We start from the raw sequence: 19,036 nt of genomic DNA, 5'->3' as shown, positions 1-19,036 counted from the left end.
TGAGCTGAAAAAAATTAGTGAGCAACCTATGGATTAAATTTGCTCTATCCTCAAACTATTTTTTCTTCTTCGAAGATTTTTTGCCAGTATTCTTCTTTTCACTCTTGACTTTCTTGCTTTTGACTTTCTTGTTTTTTGTCTTTCTCTCTTCAAGCTTGATATTGTCTTTAATGGTTTTCCAGTAATCAGCGCTATAGCTCACCAAAATCTCAGAACCTGCTTCAATGTCCTTCATGGCATCGATGTAGCAACGTCCCTTGCTGATGATATATTCTGCATTGTTACGAATGCCATCTACCTTAGACATGCCACGTGCGTCATTGGCATAACGGCCTAGTGCTTCTTTATGGGGTAGGGCATCAATCACATTGTTTCTGGTGATGTAAAAAATGTAGCCGTTTTTTCCGTCATCATCCTCTACCTCAGTCCAGGTTGTTCTTGTACCTTTGTATTCGACAATGCGTTTACCTTTTGGGATGTCTACAGTCGTAAACAAGCCTTTACCGGCTCCGGGCAGGGTTGACTTTTTTACCAATAACTTCTTTTCAAGAAATGCCATGTAATCTATTTTGCTAAAGCCGCGCAAGATAGAACTAGAATCGGATAATAAAAACAGCCCTTGACGGACGGTGATTTACTTTTATGGTTTGGACTCAGATACCAAGCTGTTTTTGTCTTTTGAGAATGTGTGCCAGTGTACTTTTCTCGAGTACCTTAAGGGTTTGGTCACGCACTTGGATAAACGCATCTCGTATACCACAAGTGGGTTCATTCTGACACTCATCACAGCGTTCGTAATAGTTTAGCGAAACGCACGACAACATAGCAATGGCTCCATCCATGTGGCGGATGATATCGATCATATTAACATCTTCAGGCTTTTTGTAGAGGTAGTAACCACCACCTTTACCCTTCTTACTTTGTAGAATTTTGGCGTTGCGAAGTTCAAGTAAAATGGCTTCGAGGAACTTCTTGGGTATTTTTTGTTTCTCGGAAATCTCTTGAATATGTACTGGACCTTGCTCGTAGCGCTCAGCCAGGTATATCAATGCGTGAATGGCGTATTTACATTTTTTAGAAAGCATGCTTGGCAAGATAGGCTTTAGCTTAGAATAGTAAAAGTTTTGAAGGATTCTGGGGAGGGCCGTAAATTATAAAAGCTGCCTCCGCCTGAGACAGCTTTTACACTCGTTGTGCAGCAATTAGGAAAATTTAGATGGGCTCCTAAATGCGGAACACTAAGGTATGGATATCTTTTTCATAAAGTCAAGTGATATTAAGAAAAGTTTATCCTGAGTTAAGTAATTGTTTATCTCTGTAAAGCTTTTTACATTTGCGACCCGCTAAAATGGAGTTTTAGCATAGACTCAGGTGGTGAACCTGCCTTTTTGCTGATACTTGATTTTAGAAGAGTTTGTTTTGAATTGTATTTGCCCAGGGGTGAACCTGCCTGCCGGCAGGCAGGATTGGTAGACACGCCACTTTGAGGGGGTAGGGGAATGTGATTTGATAAACAGAATATATATCTTTTGCATATGTTTTTTGTTTATGCATTAAAGAGTTTGTCGCGGGCTTACATTTATGTAGGGTTAACAAACGATGTTGATAGGAGGGTGGGAGAACATAATACTGGCCAAAATAGGACAACGAAAGCTTATCGACCATTCGATGTAGTTTTTGTAGAAAGTTTTCCAACAAGAGTAGAAGCTAGGAAGCGTGAGATATATTTGAAAAGTGGGATAGGAAAGGAGTTTTTGAAAAATTTAAAAACATTGCCCAGGTGGTGAAATTGGTAGACACGCCACTTTGAGGGGGTGGTTCCGTAAGGTGTGCTGGTTCGAGTCCAGTCCTGGGCACAAAGCCTCATCTGTCCGATGAGGCTTTTTTTATTGCCTTAAACCTAGATATGCCTTCCAAAACGAATGGTTGAATACATCCATTACACTTTTGTGCGCTGCCTGCTTAACTATACGAACAGCTATCTTTTAGTATTTTTAGGAAATACGATAAGTTGATGATTATTCTTAGTCATATTAAAAAAGATTATAGTTCAAGAACCATTCTAAACTTTGCTCATCTTGAAATACCTGAAGGTATTCATTGGTTGAAAGGTGGTAATGGGTCAGGTAAAACCACTTTGATGAAAATCATAGCCGGAATTAATCCCTTTGATGGTGAAGTTAGTGTCGATAGCGTAAACTTAAAGAGCAAACCCATTGCCTATCGAAAGTTGGTTTCTTATGCCGAAGCTGAACCGCTGTTTCCAGAATTTTTAACAGGAACTGAATTGATCCGCTTTGTACAGCAGACACGACAAGCTTCTAATCAACAAGTGGACGATTTACTGGCTCACCTTGACATCGCTGACTTTATCAAGTATCCGGTGGGAACTTATTCAAGCGGTATGCTAAAAAAACTTTCTTTGCTAATGACTTTCATTGGTGATATGAAGCTGATTCTGCTTGATGAACCATTAATAACCATAGATGATGAGTTTATGCCGAAACTGCTTTCTTTAATTAGTCAACGGTGCGAGGCTGGTGTATCCTTCATCATCAGTTCGCATCAACAATTGCCGGAGACTCATTTTGTCTGTAAAGGTGTTTTAAAAATTGAAAACCACAGCGCAAATTTTACATTGCTATGAATATGGTGTTGCATCTATTGATCAGGAGTCTGGCAACTCCTTTTTATAAAAGCCATGCTGGCATTTTCTTTTTTGTATTTTTTATCATGTTCGGGGTGGTCGAATCATCGCAGGTAGTGTATTATCACCAATCCCTGATCTATGGTGTGCTCACATCCACAATATTTTTACTAGTAGTATTGGCATTATGGCTGCTGTATCAAGTAAAAGTATTATTATTTTTCCTAAAACTCCTTAATCAAAATGATTACCAGATATTGAATGAACTGGCCCTATTATCAAAAACAAAAAACTTCCTATACTTCTTTATCTTATGTTCCCTCACGTTTTTGCCGGTATTTCTTTATAGCATTGCCATTTTTTCTATTGCACTTGTAAATGGATTTTATTGGCAGTGTCTGACTATTTTTTCATTTCAAATTTGTCTTCTTGCAATCACTGCCTACAGTTTAACTTCATTTTTTCATAGAAAGCATATTCCTCCCTTTATCAAGCTTCCGGTTTTCTCTTTTACATTTTTAAAAGGACTGTCGGGCATTTATTGGAATTATCTATTGCACAAAGAGAAGATGGCTATTGCATTGAGTAAGTTTTTCTCCATCGCTTTGATTTATGTAGTAAAAGAAACATTAGTGGAAGGAGATGACTTTCGTATTATCGCTCTTGCATGGCTCTTTGCTGTACTTTCACATACTTTTATTGCGATTAAACTGAAATCATATGAAGATCTGAAACTTACATGGACAAGGAACCTGCCAATATCAAGGTTTAGAACCTATTCATCGTACTTTTTACTTTATACTATTCTTTTTATACCGGAAGTAATCTTGTTGGTAGGTACACTTGGGCGAGGTATTAATCTCTTTCAACTGCCATTGCTGGCTCTATTATCGTCTTGCTTTCTACTATGTTTCCATACATACCTTTATAAAAGCAACCGAAATCCGGACTATCTGATTCATTTTATAATGGTGCTGTTTATTTTTTGTTTTATGATGGTTCTTAGCAAGCTGATTGTGCCATTGGCGGTTTGTTTAGTAAGTATTTCATTTTTCTCTTTTCATCATTACTACTACCGTTATCAGCCGAAGATTGAGTAATTAATGAATCACTGAATGTTAAAAGTCTCTGGTATAATACCAGATATACCAGAGACTTGAGTGAGAAATGATTTTTAGAAATTGGCGCTACTATTGTAAATTATTCAATAATGGCAAATTTCTCATGCGCACAATTCAACACAACTACTTTGTCTTTGAAAAGTTTGTTACCAATCATTCCATCCATTTCGGAAAATCGCATGAGTAAATTTTGCAAGAATGAAGTTCCTTCAATAAAAGTAACGTTTGCTATTGGTGTGATGGTAGAGCCAAAGTCAATTACTTTATTTGACTCCTTAGTATGAACAGTTAATGTATTGCCCCACGAATTGCCAGTGCTTAAAACTTCATTACCGTTTTTAGTTGAATATTTTTCAAAAAGATTCTGACTGGTAATCAGTGAGTATGCACTGGTTCCTGTATCAAAAAGAAATGACATTTCTTCCTGATCGATTTTTCCAGGTAACATAATTCTTCTTTTTTTGAACGTAAACTGTTGAAGTTCTGCTTCTTCAATACCATCAGGCATGGCAGTTGTGAACGCACAATTATTGTTTTTGAAATCCAGTATGGTGATTCGCTTTTCCATCAGATCAGTACCAATAGTTCCAATAATGTGTATAGAATCAGGAGTGTCTGCATTTATGGCTTGACCATATTCTATCATAGCAAACTGATTGGATGAAATAATTAAATTGCCTAGTGTATAGGATAATGATATGTGGTGTAGACTATCTGCTGGTTGAATTGATGCTGGAAAGTTTAGCATAAGGGACTCCATTGCTCGGGAATAAAATATTGTATTAGGCGAACCACAGTCCAACTGCATATACAAAGGAATGTTTACGCCCTTAATTTTAACAGGTAAAAGCAAGGCTGACATATCACTATCCTGACTACGCTCCCAAAAAATGGGAATGTAACCACTACTATTCTCTACTGTGAGGTTATTGATTTTGGGTGTAAACTTCTTCTCGAAATAGAAATACCCTCCGAATAGTGACAGCACAATAAGGCCTGCCACAGCAATTAAGATCCTTTTGATGATTTTCATACTTTTTTTGGCAATGCTCATCAAAAGAAATTGTTTTGAGAGCAAAACCGTTGCGTCAATTAAGCGCCAGTTTTACGCCAGATTCACAACAAGCTGTATTTCAGCAGTATGTAAGGTTTGCCGCTTCTGTTCAACTCGATGGCATTTAATATGATGATGAAAGCATTTAAGCAAAACATAGAAAAGAGAACCACGAAAATAATGGGGACAGTTGTTGCAAGCCTGACTTGTATAGCCGGACTAAGCAAAAGCAAGGCTGACGTTAAAAGCGTCCAGAGTATTTGGATACTCAACATGTTCAATCCGATTTTCCGCGTATCGCTGCCAGATTGTTTGTAGATCAGGATTGATGGCACAATAATGTTTCCGAAAGGCAATACCCAATAGGCCAATGACGCAATGTTTATCAGTTTCGCTTGTGCAATATCAACACTGGTATCAGTAGTGTGCTCTTCCAATAGATCAGTGCTTTCTATCTCCAATGCCTTAGTAATACTTTTTAGCGTAAAACCTTTGGGCTCCAACCCGGCTTCGATGCGTTGTATTGTTCTTAGCGATAAACCAGACTTCTGTGCAAGTTCAGATTGCGTGAGGCCTAGTCTGTTACGGTAATGCTGGACTTTATTATTCATGAATACACGAGACTGTTGCAACCATTTCTGTTTAGTTACCAATCATAATAAAAGCACCCCAATAATATGGTTCTTTGTATTTAGTCATGAGCTGTAGTTGTGCCTGCTTAAATGCTTTTTGTTTATCACGTAGCTTTATCCAGTTTGTGTAGAAGTTAGTCATCAGCAGTTGGGTTGCGGCATCATCTACTTTCCACAAGCTCATAATCAAGGCGTCCGCACCGGCCACTAAAAAAGCACGTTGTAAACCGTAAACGCCCTCGCCATTCTTAACATCGCCTAAACCTGTTTCGCAGGCACTCAAGATTATTAATTGTGTGCCTTCTAAATTCAAGTTCATGGCCTCGTAGGCAGTAAGCACTCCATTGTCGTTACTTTCCAAACTAGGTGCACTTGCACCGCTTACTGTTTTACTGGCACCGGCCAGCATCAAACCTGAACGCAGCAGTGGATTCTCTAATGCATTTTCAGCACTAATGCCATAGGCATCGTCTTTACCTTCTACATCTTGCAAGAAATAACCATGCGTGGCAATGTGTAGTAATTCCGGTGCTTTGATGTTTTTTAAGTTTTTCTCGCTTGCTTCCTTTTGCGTAAACTGTATAACCTGGTAGCCATTTAACTTCAGCATTTTATTGATGCCATCGAGTTCTGTTTTGGTTCCTGGTAAGCTTGTTAGTTCCGGACCGCCATAGTCGGGGAAGCCAATCAGGAAGGCATTCTTTTTAGGTGTACTTGCTTTACGACTTTTAATCGCGATCAGGTCTTTGGAATTACCCAACAAGATCATCTCGTACTTCTTAACTAAATAATCACCATCAGCTTTCTTAAGTGTGTTTAGATTCAGTTGGTTGTAAGCGCCATCTAACGACAAGTACAGAATTTTCTTACCGGCCAATGCCGGTTCTATTTTACTCCAGTATTGTTCGTAGGAGACATTGTCTGGCTGCTTTTGTTGAATAGTGTTTCGGTAGTATTTAGCATAACGCGTTTCGAGTTGATTCCCATTATTAAGTGTAATTAAAACGGGTTCCTTTGCTCCCCTGGTTAACACAAGTGCCAGGTAGGCAACCTGATCGGTAAAGCTTTGGTTGTAAATACGCACACGTACAATTTCTACAATGGCCTCTTGATCGTTTAGTAGAGTACTTAATTGAGCATGGGTAATTTTTTGGTTGCTAAACCCTGCTGAAAAATCTTTAGAACGTTCAGAAATTCTCTTCTCCAACGTATTGGCTGCACGCTCGGTGGAGTCGAGGTTAATTTTCTGCTCTTTCAGTTCTTCTTTTGTATAAGCATAATAACGGGCCAGCGTTTCTTTTTGATCGAGCCATTTGAAATAGTCTGTTATTAGCACTGCATCTTTACTGGCAATAATACTCTGCTTAATTTTATTGGTGGAACTTAGTAAAAGTGCTTTAGTAGCGATATGGTAATCGTATAAATCTTTCACCACTTCTTTGTTGGTGGCTGCAGATGCATTGGCAAAATTGTAGAAACGTTGAAAACGCGGTGAAAGCACATCCCAATACTTGGTTTTTTCCGCTTCGCTCATGGGTGGAAAGTATTGATTAATAAACTCAAGCGATTGATCCATCACCACTTTATACAAAGTATAGGCTTTATCAATTTCGCCTTTTTTCCAATAGTGTATAGCCAGGTCCTCCTGCGACTGGGCATATAAGGGATGCGTTGTACCCAATGCTTTTTCACGAATACTTAAAGCCTTAGTTAAAAGTGGTTCTGCCTCTGCATAGCGCTCTTTACTTCTGTAGAAGTTTCCTAAGTCGTTAAGTGTTTTGGCATATACCGGACTTTCATCGCCTACATTACTTTTATAAATGGCCAATGCCTTTACCAATGGGTCTTCAACTTTTTCATCTTGCCCCATTGCACGATATAACAATGCCAAATTATTCAGGAGCGCTGCATAGTCTGGACTGGTCTTGCTGATTCTACTTTGCGCACTTAGATAAAGTGCTTCTGCCTCTGGGTATTTGCCTGTTTGTTGGTAGAGTAGTGCGAGATTTGAAACAAACTTCAAATGGTTTTTAGATTTGCTGCTTTGTAATTTTTCAGAAATGCTCAACACTTCTTTCAGATCTTTGATGGCATCATCAAAGCGCCCGATGGTTTGTTTAAGCATGGCCAGGTTGTTAAGCGCAATGGCATATTGCATGGCATCTTTTAAATTGTTTTGCGTTAAAATGGCCAATGCTTGTTCTATATCTTTTTCTGCTTCATTGTATTTACCCAAATTATAACGCAGTACAGCATAGTTGTTATAAGAAGCTGCTACACCTGCGTTGGTTTCACCAAGTTTGGTTTTACGCAAATCTAAAGCTTCAGCAGTATAAGTTTCAGCCTGAGTGAAGCGCCCCATGGTAGCATATAGCAAACCCTGATTGGCAATGGTTTTCAGATATCCAATATCATCTGTGCCGCTTCCGCTTTCAAATAATTCACGCGCTGAGGTAAATCGGTTTTCAGCCGTAGTGTATTTATTTTGTGCATAGAAGATTTCACCGAACTCCAGATGGGCTCGTGCTTTTTCAATTTCAGTAAGCTCATCATTTTGCATGAACTTATTATAAAGATTGGCGCTGGTAATCAGCTTGGCATTTCTTTCACCTTTTTCCTTTACATCGAATAGCCCCGAGTTGTCTGTGACAATGATAGAATAATCGAAGTCTGTTGAGTCGAATTGTGCCCTTGTTTTATCGAGGTCATTAAGCAACAGGGTAGTAGCCTTGTTCAGGTTTTCTTTACTGGCAAGTCCTTTGGCTTTATCCAGGGCTGCTTTTTTTAAACCTTGCAGCGGACTTTGTGCAACCACACAAACGGGAAATAAGAGGATGAATAGGTATTTCATTTTAAGAAACATATAAATTCGATGGTAAAGTTATGAAACAAAGCACAATTACTATTTCTATCTTGCAGCGTGAAATTGTATAAAAATACCACCCAGGCCGTTATTGACTCGCTGACACAGATTTTTGGTGACAAGAAATATGCCGATAAAGTAATTGAGAAGATTCTGAAGCAAAATTCTAAGTGGGGTGCACGCGACAGGCGCTTTATTGCTGAAACAACCTACGATATCGTACGCTGGTACCGTTTGCTGATGGAAGTTACGCCTTGTGGACCGCACGACTACTGGAAGTTGTTGGGCGGTTGGTGCGCCATGAACGAGCAGGAATTGCCGGATTGGGTAGAGTTTGAAGGCTTGAACAGGAAGGCAATTTTGCGCAAGTGGGAGGAAGTAAAAACCGTGAGAAAAATCGCAGAATCTATTCCGGATTGGATGGACGAGCAAGGGGAAAAAGAATTGGGCAGAATCTGGCATGATGAGCTTAAAGCCCTGAACGAAGAAGCGCGTGTAGTGTTGCGTGTGAATAGCTTGAAAACGAATGTTAAGAAGTTATACAGGGAATTCTCCGAAGTAGAGGTAGAGGTAACGTTGGATGAACGTTATCCTGAGGCCTTGATTTTGGCACAGCGACAAAATGTTTTTAAGCTCCCACAATTTAAAGAAGGTTTATTTGAAGTGCAGGATGCCGGCTCGCAGGCTATTGCCCCTTTTCTACAAGTGGAACCAGGTATGCGTGTGATCGATGCCTGTGCCGGAGCAGGAGGGAAGACACTTCACCTGGCTGCCCTGATGCAAAATAAGGGACGTATTATTTCTATGGATACGGAAGAATGGAAATTGACAGAGCTGAAATTGCGTGCGAGACGTGCTGGTGTTGGCAATGTAGAAACTAGAGTGATTGAGTCTACTAAAACCATCAAGCGCATGGAAAAGATGGGCGATCGTGTGTTGCTGGATGTGCCTTGTTCGGGACTTGGTGTACTTAGGAGAAACCCGGATGCAAAATGGAAATTGTCCACTGAGTTTATCGAAAAAGTAATAGACCTGCAGCAAAATATTTTGCACGATTATAGTATGATGGTGAAGCCCGGTGGCAAACTGGTATACTCCACCTGCAGTTTGATGCCAACAGAAAATGAAAAACAGGTAGCAAAGTTTTTAACCAATAATCCTGATTTTACACTAGAAGAAGAAAAACACATTTGGCCGAGTGAAGGCTTTGATGGTTTTTATATGGCCAGGGTGGTGAGAAAAGCCTAAAGGGAATTCTCAATTGTTAAGCTCTGTTCAGCTTGTTACAAGTTTAATAGGAATTGATAATTTACAGTGTACAATTGACAATTGTTTTAGGCATAGGGTTAAATGCTTAAATTAGCCGACTAAGCTTTTATTTAACGACTCAGGCTATAAAGGTGCCTTTGGTAAAAAAGCCGGGGTGGGTCAGAATCCCATCACCCTATCAACTATCTGCCACTAACGAACAACCACCAACGATCAACGAATTACAATCAACTAATTCTGATCAATCGACCATTTTCTGTAACCTTTACCCTTTCCTGCGGTATTCCTGTTATTATTTTCTGCGCAATAGAACTAATTACTTCTCTTGTGCATCTGGTGGTATGAGAAATTAGTTTTGTAACATCCCACTGTATGTGACATAGGGAAAATGTGCAGCACTGATGTAAATTCTCCAAGTCTTGTCAATTTAAAATGCGCACAATTAATTTAAGGCTACACTAATTATTATTAATCCCATGCTACAAAACTATCTTACACTTGCTATTCGTAACCTCCTGAAACGGAAGCTCTATTCTTTTATTAATATTTTCGGGCTTGCCTTAGGTGTAGCAGTCTGTCTGGTTATCCTTCAATATGTAGATTTTGAGCTGAGTTACGATAGCTATCATACCAAGGCGGAGCGCATCTACCGCACTACAAGTTCTTATTATCAAGCAGGAGAATTCAGGGGCTCGGGTATAGTGTCCGGTTACGCACAAGGGCCGGCAATGTTGGCCGACATACCGGAAGTAAAATCGTATGTGCGGACACACCCTATGTACGGTGGCGCAGTGGTGAGTTACAAACGCGAGACGGGCGACCCTTCCACATTCTTTGAAGAGAACATGCAGTTCGTTGACTCTACCTTTCTCGACATTTTTACTTACAAGGCTATTCAAGGCGATCTGAGTACGGCATTAGACAATCCTAAGTCCATTGTACTCACTAAAAAGATGGTGGAAAAGTATTTTAAACGTGATGAAGATCCGCTTGGAAAGATTGTACAGATATCCGGTGGCTGGGCTGATGGCGAATATGAAGTAACTGCAGTACTGGAAGGCGTGCCACAGAACTCACATTTCCCATTCGAGATACTTTTACCAACACATAATTTATTAGAAGGCGGCCAGTATCAACAAGATGATGGTTGGGGTTGGAATAATTTCATCACCTATGTAGAACTGCACGAAAATGCTGATGTAAAAAAAGCAGAAGAGAAGCTTCCTGCTTTTGTAGATAAATATCAAGGAAAAGATTTAGCAGAATCGAACAGCAAGAATGTTTTAGCATTCCAACCTATTCGCGATATCCATTTGAGTCCCGGACTCCGACATGAATCAAGTGCTACAATTAGCGTTAATACAATTTATTTCTTCATTATCATTTCAATTTTCATTCTCGCCATAGCCTGGGTTAACTACATCAATCTTTCTACGGCTCGCGCATTAGAGAGAGCTCGCGAAGTAGGTATAAAAAAATCCATTGGTGCACACCGCACACAATTGATGATGCAGTTTATTTTTGAATCGGTTTTGGTTAATTTTTTTGGTGTAGTGCTGGCGGTGCTTATAGCCTTAGGTTTGTTGCCTACGCTAGGTGAAATTGTTGGGAAGGATTTCTATTTCAATTTTAGTGACCCTCGTTTTTGGATGGTTCTTACCGGATTGTTTTTAGTAGGCTCATTTATTTCTGGAGCTTATCCGGCCTTTATATTATCATCTTTTAATATTACAGAAGTAATTAAAGGAAAAGTTGAAAAAGTGGGTGGAGGTTTTTCATTGCGCAAGGTGTTGGTTGTGTTTCAATTTGCTTCCTCACTGATTTTGATAGCCGGCACATTTGCCATCTACCGACAAGTAATGTTTATGCGCAGTCAGGATAAGGGACTTACCATGGAACAGATGCTGGTGGTGAATGGTCCCAGTGTACTCGAGCGGCAAGGAGCGAGGCAGCGACTCATCTCATTGAAAAATGAGTTTAAGGAAATTCCTGGTGTAAAAAATGTAGCAACATCGGGTGCCATACCTGGTGGTGGTTATAACTGGGGAACAGGTATGCGCAAAGATGGTGCTGCTGCTGAAGAAAGCAAAACCGGAAGTGTGGTGTGGGTAGATCCTGATTTTGTGCCAACCTATGGCATTACGGTATTGGCTGGCAGGTCATTTAATCCAGCAATTGTTTCGGATATGGAATCGGTGTTGGTGAATGAGGCAGCTTTAACTGCTTTTGGATTAGGTACGCCAGAACAAGCATTAGAGGAACGGATAATTCTAGGTGGCGACACAGTGGCCATTGTAGGTGTACTTAAAAATTATCATTGGAACTCACTAAAGACTGAGCATTCTCCCTGGTTGTTGAAGGCGGATAGTATTTCACGCAGAAGTTTTTCTCTGCACTTGAGTAGTGATAACATGCCGGAAACTATACGACAGGTAGAGGCTAAATACAAAGAAGCTTTCCCGGGTAATCCATTCGATTATTATTTCCTTGATGACTTCTTTAACAAACAATATAAAGACGACCAGCAGTTTGCAAGCATCTTCAGTTTGTTTGCCATACTGGCTATACTGATTGCCTGCCTAGGGTTGTGGGGTCTGGCTTCTTTCACGACTTCACAAAAATTAAAAGAGATTGGCATACGTAAAGTATTAGGTGCATCCGTGAGTAGTATTATGTCGCTGCTATCGTGGCAGTTTTTTAAACTGGTATTAATTGCCAGTGTGCTGGCCATACCACTCACCTGGTACGGAATAGACTCATGGTTAGACAACTTTGCTTTTCGCATAGGCGTGCAATGGGATATGTTTGTAGTGCCCATTGTAGTACTCAGTGTATTAGCAATAGGTACTGTTAGCTTACAGATATACCGTGGTGCCAACATTAATCCGGCTAAGACCTTGCGCTCGGAATAAAATTTCTAAAAATAAAAGCTAGTAACTTGGCTGCGAACTGCACCTTACGAGAGTAGGGTGCAGTTTTGTTTTATTGAAGTGTTTGGAGATGTGAAGGAAAAATATTTACATTAGTAAAGCGAGAAACAATGGGCTTATAGATACGTGTAGCACAAAAGCAGATAATATTGGTGAGTATATACAATGGAAGGACTATACAATCGAAGTAAATGAAAAAGTATGTATATAGCCGAGCGTTGGTAGTAATGTTGCCTGACCAATTAGACCTCTGAAAAAGAATAAACAGACATTGTACATTCCCCATAATTGAGTTAATATCTATGGAAAAAAATACTGATGAAGGTAAACAACGGAAACAATTCAAACAATACTTATTTGAAGGGTTAATGATTTTCCTTGCAATAACTCTAGGCTTTTTTGCCGATAATATGCGTGAATCTCTTGGACAAAGAAGCAGGGCGAATGAATTAGCTATATCTATGAAGCAAGACCTTGTAAAAGACACAATTATAATTGATAACCTAATTGATTTTCAATTTAAGCGTATAACAATTAACGACAGCCTGTTTAGCATGATTGCTAGTAATCTAGAACAAATTGATCAAAGTCAATACTACATGGCAATCCGATCTATGACTGGGACAACTTTTTTTAAACCATCTGGAATCTCAGCCTCCAATTTAAAAGAACTCGGACTTTTAGACGTGTTAAATGACCAACAGCTTTTCCACTTAGTGGTAAAGTATGATAGCTTATTTGAAGATTATTTAGGTATTAAGAATCTTGAAATGTCGTATCAATTAAAATATATGCAAAGTATTAATCGTGTTACCGATCCAGATATTTTGCGTAAGACATACCGACACAATATAAATAGGGATTTTATTACTACCCCGAGAATTATACCGAACGGGAAAGGAGTGCCATTATTAAACCCAGATGACGTGACTGAATTCAAAGGAATGCTGACTTCAATTCGATTTATAAGCACTTCTACGATATACGAATTTCAAGATATTAAACGCGTTGCTCGAGAAATGATTCAACATATTGAAAATAACTATAACTAAGTGATTACAAAGAAAGGATTGTTAATATAGAGACACTACTGCCAACAAAGTGTATGCGCAATTTAAATTTGTTAATATTATATAGGAAATTTAAACTGCGCATACACAAACGTTGGCGGTAATTTTTTATGACAAGGAAACTCAACGTAAAATCTGACAAAAAAACGAATCAATGGAAATCATTGTATAAGCTGACATTCATAGTAGGACTCGTATTATTGACACTTCAGATATTTATTTATCGAAAGACAATTATTAACATCTCCATTCCAATAGCCATAATAATGACAGTGGGGGTAGTTACATTTCTCATCAATCGAAATCATTTTAACAAGACTAATAACACAAGTGTAGTATTTTATGCATTACTTCAAAACACATGTTCTTGGGTATTTATTACATGCTATTTGTTTATGGCGACAAATTACTACTTTGCCGACACTGAACTTAAAATTGAAGGATTTGAAATAAAATCAAAGAGTTCTCTACCAGGACGAAGAATGCATAGGTCCGCAAGGAAGCCAACCATTCAAATAAAGTATTACGGCTTGAATAAGGAATTAGTATTTAAAAACTCAGAAACAGAAAAAGTTGAAAGAGCAGAAAAAGTAATTTTGACTATTAGAAAAGGACTTTATGGGTACGAAATTCTTGAAAATTACGATACGGTTGACAAAGGGAAACAATAAAAGTGTAGACAAAAACTATCACCAACAATAGCCACCTGTCATGCCGCGGGACAGTTTGCCAATTACGCACAAACTACTAAATTGGCTTTGCAACGCTGGAAACAATCGTGCTTCGCTAAGCGGCACGGCATGTAGCCCAGTGTTGTGTGAAAGCCGCAAAAAAAAGTATGACAACTGAAGAAATTGAGAAAATTATACTGAACATCTTTGAGCGGACACGACAAAAGCCGAAATCAACTTATGACAGGAATCATTTTCTCGACTACCTAATTACTCCTCCAGCGACAAAAGACAACATTAAAAATTCATTCAAGGGAGTCCGAAAGTATTATATGTTTTTTGAGGCCGTTGAACAAGCGTTTGGAATATGCTTCACATTATCAGACCAAGACAGATTTTATAGTGTACAAAATTTTGTATTAAAGACAAAAGAACGAATTGGAAACGTGAGAGGTAATAAAATCATTATCCGACAACGAATTTCCGAGAGAGAGACTTATTATATTGAATTCATGCTTACAATGACTTTAATATTTATTGCCGCATTTTTCAAAGTTCACATTGCTTCATTGATTGTTACAATTTTATGGGGAATTGCGATGTGGTGGATCATCGGAAGTAAAATTCGCGATAGAAGACATAATAAGCGGCTGTTTAAAAGGCTAGTAGGAAATGGGACAACGAAAAAGGATGAGTGATGCGGCCAGCACACAACAACGGCTATAATGCATTACTTTTAATTAATTATTTTTAAAAGGATAAAAGTAATGCTTCATAGCCCAGCTTAATGCAGTTGAAACAAGAGATGTATGAATTTGAAAAGTACAAATTGGAAATTACTGGCTTTGGTTATCACGGTTATCCTGCTATTAAGTATAATCACTAATGCTTTAAATTATTATCATTATAGGTATCTCAATCTTAGTCCAATAATTCCTGAATGGGTTATGGTCCAAGCTTCCAGACCTTATCTCGTGGCGACAATTGTTGCAATTCTTGCTACAATTACTTCATGGACATTTTATTATTTTGCTAAATACAGGATTAGTGTGATCGTTGGAGTTATAACCTTCATATTCGATTATGTGAATTTTTTTATAATCGGAGAATCTTGGGACTTTTAATAATGCAAGTGGACAAGTATTTGCTCTTCGGACAACAACAGTTGCACCCTACAGGCGCAAGCGTTTCGATTGTGCTAAAAGCGAACTTGTCAAAGAAATGAAGAAAATTTAATATGGAGCTTAACTGCATTTTACGTATAGTAGATGCTTTTTTGTTTTGCTGAACCTTTTACCTATTTGGATAAGTGTGTAAAATATTTTGATATTAGTAAAAGCAATGTACAGTATAGGTTGAAAGGAAAATGTAGAGGAGGTACTTATCTAAGTTAACAAAGACTAGAGTTAATTGATATAAACTCTTAAAGAGCCTTGAAATAATAATGTTCATTATTGCGATGACCTAATGAATTTGATTTATAAACTTAACAAAGACAATGACTGCAAAGAAAGTATTTGGTTATATTTTTATAGTTGTTGCCATCTTTTTGACGTTGGTAACGGTAGCACTAATTCCTAAACTGCTTGGTGCGATTATTGGATTTTTCAAAATCTTCAACGGGTCATTGGATAACTACGAAATCGGGAGGGTTATAGGAAAATTGATTTATTGGGTGCTTCATTTTGCATTGACAATAACACTTTGGGTATACGGAAGACGTTGGATTAAGAACAACAGATCAGATGACTTCTGAAAGAAAATGTATTTTTGGCTAGTAAAGCGCTTGCACTTACAAAATAACTTCACTTTAAGATACGTAAGCAAAAATTGAATCTCATCAATGAACTATCAAACATTCCAACCCCATCCAAATTTAGAAGCACTTATAAAATGCTATTGGACCTTAGAAGTTCCGGTAGAATTTGATGCCCCAAAACAAAGAATAGTTTCAGATGGTTGTCTTGAAATGGCATTTTTGCTTGGAGACGAAATAAAGCGATATACATCGGAAACGACATTTATTCTCCAGCCGCGATCTATGGTAATAGGTCAAATCATTGAACCGTTTTTTATTCAACCTATTGGGTATGTTAATACCTTTGCCATACGGTTTTACCCTTACGGATTTGCTAATTTCGTAAACACACCAATAAAAGATTTATCAGATAAAGAAACACCGCTAGCCTCATTATTTGGCGAGAAGGTATCCCAAGAATTAGAGCAAAAAATTGTACAAGCATCCGATACAAAAGAGCGAATAGCCATTGCAGAAGATTTTCTATTAAATACGCTGAATAATAAAAAAACTATTGACAAAATTGTTAGGGACACCGTTGATTCACTTATATCAAGCAGTGGGAATACATCTATTAATAGTCTAGTAAAAAGTGATTCGACTAAGAGGAGACAACTTGAAAGAAAGTTTGTCAAGCAGATAGGACTTAGCCCAAAACAATTGGGGAAAGTATTAAGGTTGCAGGCGTCCCTGAAAATGTTGTTAAGCGAGAAATCTGATAAGCTTTCCAATATTGCCTACGAGGGTGAGTATTATGATCAGGCGCACTTTAATAGAGATTTTAAGGAGTTCACAGGGACAAGCCCAACTGCGTTTTTGAACGATAAAAACATGGCGCTTTCTTCTCTGATTTACAAAAATGATTAGTTGTGTCGCATTTGTACAATAAAAACATTGCAACTAGCAATAACTTTATTGCATTAATTTAAATAGCAATAGTTATGAGAAGAGTATTCATTAGCATAGTCATGTTATTTGGTCTGGGTTTTATAGCTTGTACAAATGCAGATAAATCGGATGAACAAGCACAAAATGTAGCAAGTATAACCAAAAGTGAAAATCAGATGAATAATTTAGTTTCAATCGTGGAAATACCGGTAATTGATTTTGCCAGAGCTACTACATTTTACAAGAATGTATTAAATACAGTTATTGAAGAAGTGGATATGGGAGGTACGCAAATGGGCGTGCTGCCAAATGATGTTGGTACTGTTAATGTTGTATTGGTAAAAGGAAGTGACTACATACCAACTACTGACGGAGTTGTTATTTACCTGAATGCTGGTAAAGATTTACAGCCTATGATAGAGAAAATAGAAAAAAATGGTGGAGAGGTAATTGTTCCTAAAACTGAAATCAGTCCAGAGATGGGATTCTTTGCACTATTCATTGATACAGAAGGCAATAAATTGGGATTGCATTCAAGTAATTAAGGAATTACTGTTACAAACAGCAGTTTGTGCCCTTATAAAGTATAAAATTTTGGATAAAAATGGTAAAGTACTTGATTCAGCTTTAGTTGTGAATATAATCTAGAAAGGCGGGTAAAATTTAAAGTTAATTGACTCAATAACACAAAATGTGTCGTGTTAGAAGATTTGATTTTTCGTATTATTGAAAGCACAAATTGATTCGTGGCACTAATGAACATGAAGAACGCTGATGTTGGTGATACTATTCCCTATGAATTGGCGACTGCTATTGATCTATGCTATAATAAATATGGCTTAAGCATAACTGAAATTAGAAGAGAAAACGAAAGTAAGGAATATGATGCTTGTCGCTTCATGATTAAAGACAAACATATTATATTCAGATCGGCCAAGACCACACCAACAAAAACAGGGCAATTTGTAGCAATTTGGAAGAGGAATAGCAAAGGAATCACGCAACCCTTTGATGAATCCGATGCAATAGATTTTGTTATAATCAGTTCACGAGATGGTAAAAACTTTGGTCAATTCATTTTTCCAAAAGCTATACTACTTACCAAAGATATATTGGCAAATAGCGGCAAGTCAGGCAAGCGTGGTATACGCGTTTATCCACCCTGGTCTGTTGTAACCAGTAAACAAGCTAATGATACGCAAACCTGGCAAACGAAACATTTTGTAAATATTGAACCCAATAATGAGTTCGATCAAAATAGGATGGAGACATTATTCGGATAGAATCCAAAATAATGTATTAAAGAAGGTTTCAACAAAGACTACGATGAAGTATATCGAAGACCAGACTTTTGAAAAGATTAATTTCCAAACTGAACAGTTTTTGAAAGGCGAATATGAAAAATGTCACTTCATTCAGTGCGATTTATCGAATACAGATCTTTCAAATTGCAGGTTTACTGAATGTGTTTTTACGGCTTGTAATTTAAGCTTGGTTAAATTGAATAAAACTGCTATTCAGGATGTGACATTTAAGGAATGTAAAATATTAGGTTTGCATTTCGAAAACTGTAATGAGTTTGGTCTTTCTTTTAATTTCGAAAATTGCCAGCTTAATCACACTTCTTTTTATAAGCTTAAAATTAAAAAGACAGTTTTTAAAGACACTAAGATTCAAGAGTGTGATTTCACCGAGAGTGATTTAACAGCTGCTGTGTTTGATAATTGTGATCTTACCAGGACATTATTTGAAAATACTATTTTGGAAAAAGTTGACTTTACTTCGGCTTATCATTATTCAATTGATCCTGCAATAAATCGTATCAAGAAAGCTAAGTTTTCTCTTTCAGGTTTATCAGGTCTGTTAAACCAATATGATATCATAATTGAGAATAACCTTTAAAAGTCTAGCCTAAGCTTTTCAAAAACGGCATCGTCCTTGCCGAGAAGATGCGCGAAGTGTGAGGGCGAGTGATGAAATGCAAAACCTTCAAGTATCGTATCACGCAGCGGAAGATACGATTACGTTGATCCCTGTTAAAGATGAACAAAATGTTTTAACTAATCTCCTTTAATTTAAACTCAACAACGAGT

At 37.9% G+C, this 19,036-nt stretch carries 18 protein-coding genes and 1 tRNA gene; 14 read left to right on the top strand and 5 right to left on the bottom strand.

Annotated features, from left to right (window positions below):
- Nucleotides 1-55 precede the first annotated feature (55 nt).
- The gene (locus tag SanaruYs_RS09220; RefSeq protein ID WP_127122264.1) at nucleotides 56-559 is read right to left on the bottom strand and encodes an SET domain-containing protein; all 504 of its coding nucleotides are present in this window, start codon (nucleotides 557-559) and stop codon (nucleotides 56-58) included.
- Nucleotides 560-653: 94 nt separating this feature from the next.
- A complete protein-coding gene (locus tag SanaruYs_RS09215) occupies nucleotides 654-1,085 on the bottom strand; it encodes an RrF2 family transcriptional regulator (protein ID WP_127122263.1) in 432 nt (143 codons plus the stop codon).
- A 450-nt stretch (nucleotides 1,086-1,535) separates the two neighbouring features.
- Here SanaruYs_RS09215 and SanaruYs_RS09210 point away from each other — a divergent pair, with 450 nt between their 5' ends.
- The 4 genes from SanaruYs_RS09210 (at nucleotide 1,536) to SanaruYs_RS09195 (ending at nucleotide 3,747) form a co-directional block, all read left to right on the top strand.
- Complete coding sequence (locus SanaruYs_RS09210) at nucleotides 1,536-1,787, top strand: GIY-YIG nuclease family protein (RefSeq protein WP_127122262.1); 252 nt, start codon at nucleotides 1,536-1,538, stop codon at nucleotides 1,785-1,787.
- Nucleotides 1,775-1,856, top strand: a tRNA-Leu gene (locus SanaruYs_RS09205). The genes SanaruYs_RS09210 and SanaruYs_RS09205 overlap by 13 nt, the downstream gene beginning before the upstream one ends.
- A 158-nt stretch (nucleotides 1,857-2,014) precedes the next feature.
- Nucleotides 2,015-2,647, top strand: a complete 633-nt coding sequence (locus tag SanaruYs_RS09200) for an ABC transporter ATP-binding protein (RefSeq protein WP_127122261.1) — start codon at nucleotides 2,015-2,017, stop codon at nucleotides 2,645-2,647.
- Nucleotides 2,644-3,747: a hypothetical protein gene (locus tag SanaruYs_RS09195; RefSeq protein WP_127122260.1), complete on the top strand. Its 1,104-nt coding sequence runs from the start codon at nucleotides 2,644-2,646 to the stop codon at nucleotides 3,745-3,747. The genes SanaruYs_RS09200 and SanaruYs_RS09195 overlap by 4 nt, the downstream gene beginning before the upstream one ends.
- A gap of 100 nt (nucleotides 3,748-3,847) precedes the next feature.
- Here the strand turns inward: SanaruYs_RS09195 and SanaruYs_RS09190 are convergent, their stop codons facing one another.
- The 3 genes from SanaruYs_RS09190 to SanaruYs_RS09180 all read right to left on the bottom strand — a co-directional run bounded on the left by SanaruYs_RS09190 (nucleotide 3,848) and on the right by SanaruYs_RS09180 (nucleotide 8,305).
- Nucleotides 3,848-4,801, bottom strand: coding sequence for a hypothetical protein (locus SanaruYs_RS09190; RefSeq protein WP_127122259.1), 954 nt, complete (start codon nucleotides 4,799-4,801; stop codon nucleotides 3,848-3,850).
- An 83-nt stretch (nucleotides 4,802-4,884) separates the two neighbouring features.
- Complete coding sequence (locus tag SanaruYs_RS09185; protein ID WP_127122258.1) at nucleotides 4,885-5,433, bottom strand: helix-turn-helix domain-containing protein; 549 nt, start codon at nucleotides 5,431-5,433, stop codon at nucleotides 4,885-4,887.
- Nucleotides 5,434-5,464: 31 nt separating this feature from the next.
- On the bottom strand, nucleotides 5,465-8,305 hold the full coding sequence (locus SanaruYs_RS09180; protein ID WP_160118620.1) for a CHAT domain-containing tetratricopeptide repeat protein: 2,841 nt from the start codon (nucleotides 8,303-8,305) through the stop codon (nucleotides 5,465-5,467).
- 69 nt (nucleotides 8,306-8,374) lie between these two features.
- Here SanaruYs_RS09180 and SanaruYs_RS09175 point away from each other — a divergent pair, with 69 nt between their 5' ends.
- The 10 genes from SanaruYs_RS09175 to SanaruYs_RS09130 all read left to right on the top strand — a co-directional run bounded on the left by SanaruYs_RS09175 (nucleotide 8,375) and on the right by SanaruYs_RS09130 (nucleotide 18,845).
- A complete protein-coding gene (locus SanaruYs_RS09175; RefSeq protein WP_127122256.1) occupies nucleotides 8,375-9,565 on the top strand; it encodes an RsmB/NOP family class I SAM-dependent RNA methyltransferase in 1,191 nt (396 codons plus the stop codon).
- 497 nt (nucleotides 9,566-10,062) lie between these two features.
- A complete protein-coding gene (locus SanaruYs_RS09170) occupies nucleotides 10,063-12,498 on the top strand; it encodes an ABC transporter permease (protein ID WP_127122255.1) in 2,436 nt (811 codons plus the stop codon).
- Nucleotides 12,499-12,818: 320 nt separating this feature from the next.
- Nucleotides 12,819-13,568 carry a hypothetical protein gene (locus tag SanaruYs_RS09165; protein ID WP_127122254.1) on the top strand — a complete coding sequence of 250 codons (750 nt, stop codon included), beginning with the start codon at nucleotides 12,819-12,821 and terminating at the stop codon, nucleotides 13,566-13,568.
- A 128-nt stretch (nucleotides 13,569-13,696) separates the two neighbouring features.
- On the top strand, nucleotides 13,697-14,257 hold the full coding sequence (locus SanaruYs_RS09160; protein ID WP_127122253.1) for a hypothetical protein: 561 nt from the start codon (nucleotides 13,697-13,699) through the stop codon (nucleotides 14,255-14,257).
- A gap of 146 nt (nucleotides 14,258-14,403) precedes the next feature.
- Nucleotides 14,404-14,955 (top strand): hypothetical protein, encoded by a 552-nt coding sequence (locus SanaruYs_RS09155; protein WP_127122252.1) that lies wholly within the window; start codon nucleotides 14,404-14,406, stop codon nucleotides 14,953-14,955.
- 800 nt (nucleotides 14,956-15,755) lie between these two features.
- Nucleotides 15,756-16,013 (top strand): hypothetical protein, encoded by a 258-nt coding sequence (locus SanaruYs_RS09150; protein ID WP_127122251.1) that lies wholly within the window; start codon nucleotides 15,756-15,758, stop codon nucleotides 16,011-16,013.
- Between the two features lie 87 nt (nucleotides 16,014-16,100).
- Nucleotides 16,101-16,922, top strand: coding sequence for an AraC family transcriptional regulator (locus tag SanaruYs_RS09145; RefSeq protein WP_127122250.1), 822 nt, complete (start codon nucleotides 16,101-16,103; stop codon nucleotides 16,920-16,922).
- 74 nt (nucleotides 16,923-16,996) lie between these two features.
- Nucleotides 16,997-17,488, top strand: a complete 492-nt coding sequence (locus tag SanaruYs_RS09140) for a VOC family protein (RefSeq protein ID WP_127122249.1) — start codon at nucleotides 16,997-16,999, stop codon at nucleotides 17,486-17,488.
- A gap of 216 nt (nucleotides 17,489-17,704) precedes the next feature.
- Nucleotides 17,705-18,226 carry a MepB family protein gene (locus SanaruYs_RS09135; protein ID WP_218022408.1) on the top strand — a complete coding sequence of 174 codons (522 nt, stop codon included), beginning with the start codon at nucleotides 17,705-17,707 and terminating at the stop codon, nucleotides 18,224-18,226.
- Between the two features lie 100 nt (nucleotides 18,227-18,326).
- The gene (locus tag SanaruYs_RS09130) at nucleotides 18,327-18,845 is read left to right on the top strand and encodes a pentapeptide repeat-containing protein (protein ID WP_246011882.1); all 519 of its coding nucleotides are present in this window, start codon (nucleotides 18,327-18,329) and stop codon (nucleotides 18,843-18,845) included.
- The last annotated feature ends 191 nt before the right edge of the window (nucleotides 18,846-19,036 follow it).

The sequence above is a fragment of the Chryseotalea sanaruensis genome (assembly GCF_003990915.1).
Lineage (GTDB): Bacteria > Bacteroidota > Bacteroidia > Cytophagales > Cyclobacteriaceae > Chryseotalea > Chryseotalea sanaruensis.
This window is presented reverse-complemented; position numbering and strand designations above follow the sequence as displayed.